The sequence below is a fragment of the Acinetobacter baretiae genome (genome assembly GCF_015627105.1).
Taxonomy (GTDB): Bacteria; Pseudomonadota; Gammaproteobacteria; order Pseudomonadales; family Moraxellaceae; genus Acinetobacter; species Acinetobacter baretiae.
The window spans coordinates 1-8867 of record NZ_VTDM01000045.1; the positions used below are offsets into that span (position 1 = coordinate 1).

Sequence of the window (8867 nt, forward strand, 5' to 3'; positions counted from 1 at the left end):
CCTGCTCAGCTGCATCTATTGGTTATGCATTAAAACGTTTAGGAATCACAGTGAAAAAAAGACCTTACGCCACCCACAAGCCAAAGAATCCCTCAGATCAGAATTTATCGAAGCTTTAGATCAGCTTAAACAAAAGCACCCCATTGTTTATCTTGATGAAAGCGGGTTTAAATCACACGATTATAGACCTCACGGTTATCCTCCGAGAGGAACACCATGTTATGGCTCATTTAACTGGCAATTAAAGAACCAAACCAATGCCATTGGTGCATTATATCAAGGTCAACTATTTGCAGTTGGTTTATTCGACTGCAAAATTAATTCAGATGTATTTCATTTTTGGGTAGAGCATTTTCTTATTCCGGAATTACCTAGACACAGCATCATTGTGATGGATAATGCGACCTTTCATAAGCGAGTAAACACACAGGAGTTATTGGAACACCATGGGCATCAGATTTTATGGTTACCGCCTTATAGCCCTGATTTGAATTTTATTGAAAAGACTTGGGCATGGATTAAGAAAAAGAGAAAAGAATGGCAAGAGGATTGTATTGATCGACTCTTTCAGATGTTTTTTCATGTCTGTATGAGTAATTAGATTGTTTGACTATACATCATAATCTTTGCGATACACAAAAGAGAATAATAGTTTTTGTCTTGAGTACATAAGTCATTTAGCCAAAGTAAAATCATGTCAAAAGATTGCTCATGGTATTTATTAGCTTTATATTAGAGTTGACTAATACTTATGATAACTGCGAACTCTGTAACCTTTACTATATTCAGTTTTTTTTCTAAAACAATATTGTGCTTTGATCACGTCGACAAGTTTTTCTCTATCTACTTGATTCAGTTCAAGGGGTTGAAATTGCGATAAATTACGTTCTTGAAAAAATGCTGCAATACAAGAATCTTTTGAGACGTACCTCATACTCCAGCCAACATAGACATTTTCATTACAGTTATAAATGGTTGTAATATGGGTAATTGATTGTAAGTTATTGAGTTTTTTTAGACTACAACACAGTTTTTCAAGTTCCTGTGATTCGCCTTCAATACAATGATAAAAATGTTGATTTGCATAGTAGAAGACGCCTGAAATTTTATTTTTATAAGAAAACTTCAGAATGAGATTCTGGATTTGATGTAACGTTTCAATTAATGTTTCGTGTTCATGTACAACAATTGATCCAAAGTAGCAATATTGCGCTTTGATATGATGACTCCCTATTAAAAGACGTAATAAGTAATCAAATACCGTTCTTTCTTAGAGAAGTTAAGAAATTACGTTGTTATCGACCAATCTAACACAGTTTTAGTAAATAGTATTTTTTATCGTATTTTATTCTCTCCACTACGTATCAATTCATCAATAAATGCAACCAAATGATCTTGTATGAGCTCATAAGAAATTGGATACTCCTTTTCTCGTCTCTCAAGCAGTTCTCTGACTTTAGAGTTCCCTTGCACATATTTCATTGACCAGTCCTTAAATCTTCGATATTCAGTCGGTAGAGTCCCATAATAGTGAATAAAATGATGCCTTGGATCAACCGCAATACGATCGAATAGGCTTTCAATCACTGGCTCGTATCCTTCAATATATTGAAAAAACTGCCCATGTGAATAATATAAAACACCTGTAATTTGATGTCTTTTATTGAAGTCACGTGCAACTTTTAAAATATCCTCAATTTCATCTAATAAGTTTTCATGGTTACTTGTTCGAATACTTGAATAGCATAAAAAATGTAATCTCACATCATTTGTCCGAAAAGTTATCTATTATGTGAGTATGTTGAAAATAATTATGATTTGATACCACTAGATTAAATCACTCAATTAAGGCATTTTTTTACTAAGTAAGTGATATTATTTTACTTATTTCTAATTAGTTTAAATAGTAAGCATTAAATGTAATCTATTGCTTACAAGATATTGTTATTTTTAACAAAAAAAAAGAGATTGATTGCATGAAACACCAAGTAAAATCATAAAATCATTATACATATTTAATGATTAGGAACTTGATGAAAAATTCATCTATATTTTTAGAATCTAAATCAACGATCATTCTTAGACTAGATTGTATTGATGAAATGGTGACAGACCAACATGGAAAAGTAATGATGAGCCGTCTATGGATTGACCCTGAAGATAATATATTAATTGATTTTCATTTATATTCATTATTTGACCAAGCTGAAGTGGATCAGAAAATTTTAATTAATGAAAAGTGGTTTACAGTAACAAAAGTGATTAAAAAGAAACTTATAGGATTTTCAAGTTTAGATCCAGAAAATAGGCGAAATATATTAACTTCGAATGTTGCAGATTCGACTCATTATAAGAGTGAGTCGGGTGAGTAGATCACGGGTAATTTTTTAAGTAAATAAATTTTAGTTTTGATAAAATTGTAATAGGCTTTCCTACACGATTGGCGGTAGGAAAGCCTATTACATGGGTAAACTGCGAATCGTTGTTAGAGTTATTATCTTCGCTGTTGTGCATGCATAATAAATGTAACTGATTTTAAAATATGTAGTCAAAAGCTTACATTCGCTTAATATTCAATCTAAATATAAAAAATGACTAATTTAAAATTAAATTTATTTTTTAAATTCAATGTCTTATAGTTTATTTTTTATATACATAACTTTACATAAACAGTAGTACAAAATTTTTAATACTTATAAAAAATTATATCAGTCACTTAGATGTGTCATTTCATCAATAGCATTGATTACAAGTCAGTATTTAATTGATTCCGACCACAACGATATTACCCAAAAGCTCAACAGGCATTAATTTAATCACTTATTATTGCAAATATTCTGTTATGTACGACAAATTAAACCTATTTTGAGGCAACAAAATAAGGCCAATGCATTGCTTAGTGTATTGAAAATCGAAGACAACTTTGTGAGAAGTAAAGTTAAAAATATTTATATGTTTTTAACACATTTTAAATGTACCAAAAATTAAAGCTATAAATACATGAATTTAAAATTATTTAAGTTATTATATTTTTTAACATTATATTTTTTGGGGTCAAGATATGAGTAGAAAAATTTCAATATTTTTTATTTTGTTTAATTTATTCTTAGCAAGTCATACTTTTGCAGAAAGTATAAAATTAAAAACTTATTTAGCATCACCTATACATTTTGGTATAACTTCTACTTTAATTGAAACTGATAAAGAGATAATTTTAGTTAATGCACAATTTACTAAATCAGAAGCACTTAGAATTGCAGCCGAAATATTAGACACGGGTAAAAAGTTGACTACTATTTTTGTTAGTTATGGTGATCCAGATTATTATTTTAGTTTAGATATTTTGAAGAATATATTTCCAGATGCAAAAATAATTGCTACACCAGCAACCGTAAAACATATTAAAAATACATATCAGGCTAAAAAAAGATACTGGCTACCTACAATGGGAATAAATGCACCATCTGAAATTATTATCCCAGATGAATATACACTGAATACACTTAAAATTTCTGAAGAAGAAATACAAATAAAAGGAGAAGGAGAGTTAACATATTTATGGATTCCTCAAATAAAAGCAATTGTTGGAGGCATTCAAGTAACTTCAGGCGTACATATTTGGATGACTGATTTTAACACACTAGAAAGTAGACAAAATCTGTTAAATTCATTGACTGATATGAAAAAAATGAATCCTGAAATTGTAATTCCAGCACATACTATTTCAGGTGCAGAGCAAAATATTGATGCTGTTAATTTTTCAATTAAATATTTAGAAGATTATAATATAGCCGTTAAAAGAAGTAAGAATAGCCAAGAGCTCATTCAGATCATAGAAAATCAATATCCTGATTTAAAAGACAAAGAGTCTCTCAAATTAGGAGCTAAAGTTGTAAAAGATGGATTTGAATGGAAGTAACTCCATTTACATTAACCTACTGACTATGCTTTCAACTTAATTTTTTAGGTTAAAATGTATAACTACACTAATCTAGCTAGACTCATGAATAAGACTAGCAATTGAAAAAAGCGAAAAATGTTCAAGGGTATTTATCTGAAATTCATGCATCTTTATGTGCATATCAGATTTTTCATATAGATAAGCTGACCATTCAAGTGGTCAATGCTTCGGTTTAAACAGAATTCGGGTCTAAATACTCTTGAACACTTCGTACTTTACTTGTTACTTAGCTGTATTTCCTTTGAAGTAAACTGAATAAATTTTCAATCTTTTTTGTTTTAGATAGCCGTATTACTTGCATATTTTTGCAATAAAATAATAAATCACTAAATCAATTTTTTGTAATTTAGTTTCTTTCTAAAACTTTGGCGCATATAGCCAAGATTTGAAAGGGATGCTTTAAAACCTTTGACTAAATCCCCCATTCTTTTAATACCAACAATATACCTATTGGATAATGCTGTATTAATCATATCTTCATTAGCATTCATTGCTATATATAGTTTTCATATAGTTTTCAGCGAAATAACTATTTTATAGAAATTTCCCGTCCCGTATCGCATTTTTCTTAAAGATTTATATCGTGGAATACGTTGATTTTTACACATAGATAGCGTGATTGAATCGACCTGTTAACGGATTTGGCTATCCTTAAAAATTTCAGTATGCAAAGCATGTAGTGCAAATTGATATGTATTGATAAGTTGAATGATTTATTAAATATTTAAAATATTGTTTTTTTAAGTTTTCTAAAGATTTTTTGAAGTTATTCAAGTCAAAGGATTGGTAATGGGGTTCGATAAATATGATTTCAGATAAGCTAAGTTTTAAAGGGTGTATTTGTTTGAAATGTTTATTTCGTTTTAGAAAAACTCAATAAGTGGATTCAAATCTTATAAAAAAATCATCGATTTTACAGAATAAAGCATTAATATTTGTCATCGTAGTTAGAATTTAGGTTTGTGTAGTAACTTTCCTAAAAGGTTCTCATCATTATCTTTTTAACTGTTTTTATCCATGATTTGGGTTATTTATGAAAATAAGAATCTTAATTTTTTCAAAACACTAAGTAAAAAGAATGAAAAAGCCGATCTTAAAGTATATCGGCTTTTTTATGCAGCTTTAAGTATTTTATCTATAGTTTAAATGAAAAGGCACTTAATTTATCATTTAATTTTAAAATTTCAGATAACTACTAATCAGTATCAGTAAAACTATAAATTTTTTCTATATTGAATAAACCCAGCATTATCAGCAACACGATCATATAATGCACGTGCTCTATAATTTGTTTCTTGCGTTAACCAATAAACCCTAGAACATTCATTTGCTTTAGCATCTTTAGAAACAGCATCAATCAGTTTTTCACCTAAACCATGAGCACGTTGCTTCGGATCAACAAATAGATCTTGTAAATAACAATAATTACCAACGGTCCAAGTACTACGATGAAAAATATAATGAACAATACCTAAAAGAACACCATCCGATTCCATAACTAGACAGTAAATAGGTTCATCAGGATCTAAAAACCTACGATATGTTTCCTCAGTAACAGATGTTGAAATATTAACATGATAAAAAGATTGATACTGATCCCATAAAGATAACCATTGGGAATAATCATCAGCAGAGAGTTGTCTAATAATCATTATAAAGTCCTCCATTTTAATCGTTAAACATCGAATTTAAAACGATTTAGTAAATAAGTACAGAAATAAAATAGAAAATAGCTATGATTTAAATTCAGGTTTAGTGAGTCTTACTTTTTTATGACTACAATATTCATGATTTTTGTACTCAAGGTGTGAATTATTTTGCCTTTTATCTAGATGTAATTCTTGTTTCGAAGATAATAAATTTCAGCGAAAATAATTTACAAAATAACTTAAATACTGACTTTTATGATATTCGTTGAGAATTTATATAAAAGACTTGAAAGTTATCCTCTAATAAAAGGGGTTAACATAAATATCCTCAATCAAATTTTTTCTTTTTATCATGGCGATAGCATTTCCTCGTTGTGCTCGATACCATTATATTTGAAACCGAACGTTCAATGGATTGACGTAAACCATTGAATAATTGAACTTCATTGGACTGTTTTAAATAATCTAGAATGTGTTCACTAAAAGAAAAAATAATATCTTTTGCATTTCTAATTCTGAAAGTATCGCTCTCGGCCAATTTAAGCAAGTCAGCCACATGAGGAAATGCTTTACTTCCCTTCAATTTAAGTGCCATATTTTGGTCAATATTAGGGTAAATAAGTGTATGTGTTAGATCAAAAGGAGGTGAGACAAAAATATTTGTCATATCAGATGAATACTGTAAAGCAAAGTTTTTTAAATGTGCATCACCATTACCTATCAAACAATTAAAAACAATATACCGGTACATCTTTTCAACTTCACTCAAACGACCAGTATATAATAATGTTGCCTTTAATAAGGTTTCATAACTTCCTGTGTATTTAGCATCGGCATCATTAGATTTTTTGAGTAATGTCGTAAAGTCTTCATAGCCTAATCGCTCACCTGTATTTTTACGATCAAAGCGTTCAACTACATAAGTTTCCAAATTATTAGAGAGATAGCTCTTTGGTGGTTCAAGTCCACAGTACTGCGCTGCTTGCATACAGACAAATTCATTTACGGTAAGTAAAGGAAAATCATCATCAAAAGATTTAACAATAAAATCTTTTTGCTGTACGGTTCGATCTGTTTGATTTAATTGCACATTTGGAATACTTACCTTTGGTTGCATACCTGCTAAAGCATTGCGTAAATAATATTTCTCTAAGAGTTGAGGGAATAAAGGTTCCTGTGAATGATAAGATAAAATTTGATCTAGACTTAAAGATGTTGTTTCGGGAAATAAAAGATCACTTTGATAATTCAGTAAACCAATGCCTTGATCACCTTGTAATGCCAACAAATACATATCATTAACTTTGGCATATCGAGCTAATTTTTGTGAAATGAAACGACGGTTAAACCCTTCAGGTAAATTCTGAGAAAAAATTGGATGTAGAGTTCCCGAAGAATAACCATCCATTCCTTGCCGAGTCATGGTCAAAGAAACATGATGTTGCTCTTGGATGGGCTGATAATGATGTACAGAGCCATAGGTTAATAATCCTAGCGTATTTTCACGATGCGCAACATGAATGCGATTAATTTGATACGGTAAATTGATTAAATTCACTATAATTAATCCTCTGAAAATAATTTATCAATATCATTCCAATCTGGTAATACGACACTTTGAGGAACAACATCAAATTGTAAACTCACAGCATTGAGTACTCGCTCAAAAATATCAAAAGATCCTGTAAAACGTCCATTTTCTATCTCGGAAATTGTGGTTTTATTAATGCCTGAAAGCTCGGAAATCTGTTTTTGTGTATATCTTAAACGCTTTCTTTCCGTACATACTTTTCTGCCAATATCGACTCGTGTTGTCATCTTTTTACTCAAAAAATAGCTATATAGCTAATAATATAAATTAAAAAAGATAAGTTATCTATATAGCTAATCTAATATAAATGTCTAAGAACATGTCATCTAAAAAACTTAGATCTTCGATGTTATAAAGATGTGTTTTCTATTACAATTTCACGTTTTTATTTCATTTAAATTTTCGTGAGATTAGATTCATTAATTTTTAATAGATGCTTAGGAAAAAGCAGTTTCAAATGTCGTTTTCTTTCGTAGTGCTTTATAAATTATGATGGATTGTTTTTTGACTTTCGTAATAGATTTAATTTAAATCTTAGATAATGATAATACCTGTTAATTAATCAAGGATTTTATATCCATCTTTCAGCCTAACACTATTGTATAGGCTTTTTAAAAATCATTTACGGCAATCAGTAAAAAGTTATCGTAAAGATGATTCGATGGTGATTTTATTACATAATGATGCACCAATTACCGTTATTTTTATTGCAAGAATTTATGAGAAAATTTATCAATCGGAGCATTATATAACTCAGCCTAAAAGAAGAAACAGCCGTTATTGAATAATCAAGATTATTCGACCATTTTGTCAAAGACAAATTTTATATTGTGAATTCAAATGTAACAGCTGATAAGGAAATATCAATGATGATTTACCTTTAGTAAATGGCAAAGCATCATTGATATGTTTAATATATGCTTTAAATCGAAGTACCCAATTTTATACACTTGATGATTAAAACATTATTTTTTTATAGGGATAAATTCAGTAATGCAACTTTATGTGTGTAGGGACTCTTGCTGTGCCCAAGATGATCAAATTGGGCCTTTAGATGGCTATTTTGAGTTTCATGACCATATAAGCTTTGAACACGTTATTCAGCACTTGTTAAATATTTCATTTTTCCCACATACCGCTACCCATAATCATATAATTGGAAAAACAGGGAAACATAATGTCGTGGAAATATTATTACCGAATGATAAAATATTTTATCACGTATTAAAAAATCGTTTTGCAAAAAATATCATTCAAAATAACAGTTTATATTTTGAGTACACGTATCTTCGTTATCCAAGATAAATAATCTATTTAACATTTTATCAATTTAAAAAATGGGAACTTATTCCCATTAAAACTTCTATAAATTTAATTTTAGAGCACTACTTAGAGTTAAAAACTAAAAATCTAGTACATTTATTTAACATTCCATATAGAAAAAATACGAATTAATTAACTTTATATATTAACCCGAATCCTGTTTAAGCCGAAGCACCGATGATTCGAATGTTCGGCTTATTCTTATGACAAACCTGATACGCACATAAAGATGCATAAATTCCTGCTAAATAGCCTTGAACACTTCTCGCCTTACTTGTCACTAAGTTGTATTTAGCTTTCAACAAACCAAACAATGTTTCAATCTTATTTCGTTGCTTCAAAT

Annotated in this window: 8 protein-coding genes and 2 pseudogenes; 3 read left to right on the forward strand and 7 right to left on the reverse strand. The window is 29.5% G+C overall.

All coding sequences use genetic code 11. The annotated features are described in order from the left end of the window. Window positions 1–601: IS630 family transposase (locus tag I2F17_RS12010; RefSeq protein WP_211140101.1), on the forward strand; the 601-nt coding region annotated here is incomplete at its 5' end. A 141-nt stretch (window positions 602–742) separates the two neighbouring features. Here I2F17_RS12010 and I2F17_RS12630 read toward each other — a convergent pair. From I2F17_RS12630 to I2F17_RS12020, 3 genes and pseudogenes are all read right to left on the reverse strand, one after another. Continuing rightward, a complete protein-coding gene (locus I2F17_RS12630) occupies window positions 743–934 on the reverse strand; it encodes a hypothetical protein (protein WP_235985965.1) in 192 nt (63 codons plus the stop codon). A 9-nt stretch (window positions 935–943) separates the two neighbouring features. Then, a pseudogene (locus I2F17_RS12775) lies at window positions 944–1234 on the reverse strand (BLUF domain-containing protein); the annotation flags it as partial. A gap of 101 nt (window positions 1235–1335) precedes the next feature. After that, window positions 1336–1764, reverse strand: a complete 429-nt coding sequence (locus tag I2F17_RS12020; RefSeq protein ID WP_196424045.1) for a BLUF domain-containing protein — start codon at window positions 1762–1764, stop codon at window positions 1336–1338. A gap of 269 nt (window positions 1765–2033) precedes the next feature. Here I2F17_RS12020 and I2F17_RS12025 point away from each other — a divergent pair, with 269 nt between their 5' ends. Together I2F17_RS12025 and I2F17_RS12030 are read left to right on the forward strand one after the other, a co-directional pair. Continuing rightward, entirely contained in the window at window positions 2034–2372 is a 339-nt protein-coding gene (locus I2F17_RS12025) for a hypothetical protein (protein WP_211140102.1), read from the forward strand. A gap of 689 nt (window positions 2373–3061) precedes the next feature. Next, window positions 3062–3919 (forward strand): MBL fold metallo-hydrolase, encoded by an 858-nt coding sequence (locus I2F17_RS12030; protein ID WP_211140103.1) that lies wholly within the window; start codon window positions 3062–3064, stop codon window positions 3917–3919. A 1256-nt stretch (window positions 3920–5175) separates the two neighbouring features. On the opposite strand, the gene I2F17_RS12035 is transcribed toward I2F17_RS12030, so the two are convergent. The 4 genes and pseudogenes from I2F17_RS12035 to I2F17_RS12050 all read right to left on the reverse strand — a co-directional run. Beyond that, on the reverse strand, window positions 5176–5613 hold the full coding sequence (locus I2F17_RS12035; RefSeq protein WP_211140104.1) for a GNAT family N-acetyltransferase: 438 nt from the start codon (window positions 5611–5613) through the stop codon (window positions 5176–5178). Window positions 5614–5938: 325 nt separating this feature from the next. Further along, window positions 5939–7168: a type II toxin-antitoxin system HipA family toxin gene (locus tag I2F17_RS12040; protein WP_407926572.1), complete on the reverse strand. Its 1230-nt coding sequence runs from the start codon at window positions 7166–7168 to the stop codon at window positions 5939–5941. Window positions 7169–7173: 5 nt separating this feature from the next. Continuing rightward, window positions 7174–7428: a helix-turn-helix domain-containing protein gene (locus I2F17_RS12045; protein ID WP_211140105.1), complete on the reverse strand. Its 255-nt coding sequence runs from the start codon at window positions 7426–7428 to the stop codon at window positions 7174–7176. A 1257-nt stretch (window positions 7429–8685) separates the two neighbouring features. Continuing rightward, window positions 8686–8867 (reverse strand): annotated as a pseudogene (locus tag I2F17_RS12050) (IS982 family transposase); the annotation flags it as partial.

Excerpts from the sequence above, each read along its gene's own strand:
- I2F17_RS12630 (WP_235985965.1), bottom strand. The coding sequence starts at position 934 with ATGAGGTACGTCTCAAAAGATTCTTGTATTGCAGCATTTTTTCAAGAA.
- I2F17_RS12025 (WP_211140102.1), top strand. The coding sequence starts at position 2,034 with ATGAAAAATTCATCTATATTTTTAGAATCTAAATCAACGATCATTCTT.
- I2F17_RS12030 (WP_211140103.1), top strand. The coding sequence starts at position 3,062 with ATGAGTAGAAAAATTTCAATATTTTTTATTTTGTTTAATTTATTCTTA.
- I2F17_RS12035 (WP_211140104.1), bottom strand. The coding sequence starts at position 5,613 with ATGATTATTAGACAACTCTCTGCTGATGATTATTCCCAATGGTTATCT.
- I2F17_RS12045 (WP_211140105.1), bottom strand. The coding sequence starts at position 7,428 with ATGACAACACGAGTCGATATTGGCAGAAAAGTATGTACGGAAAGAAAG.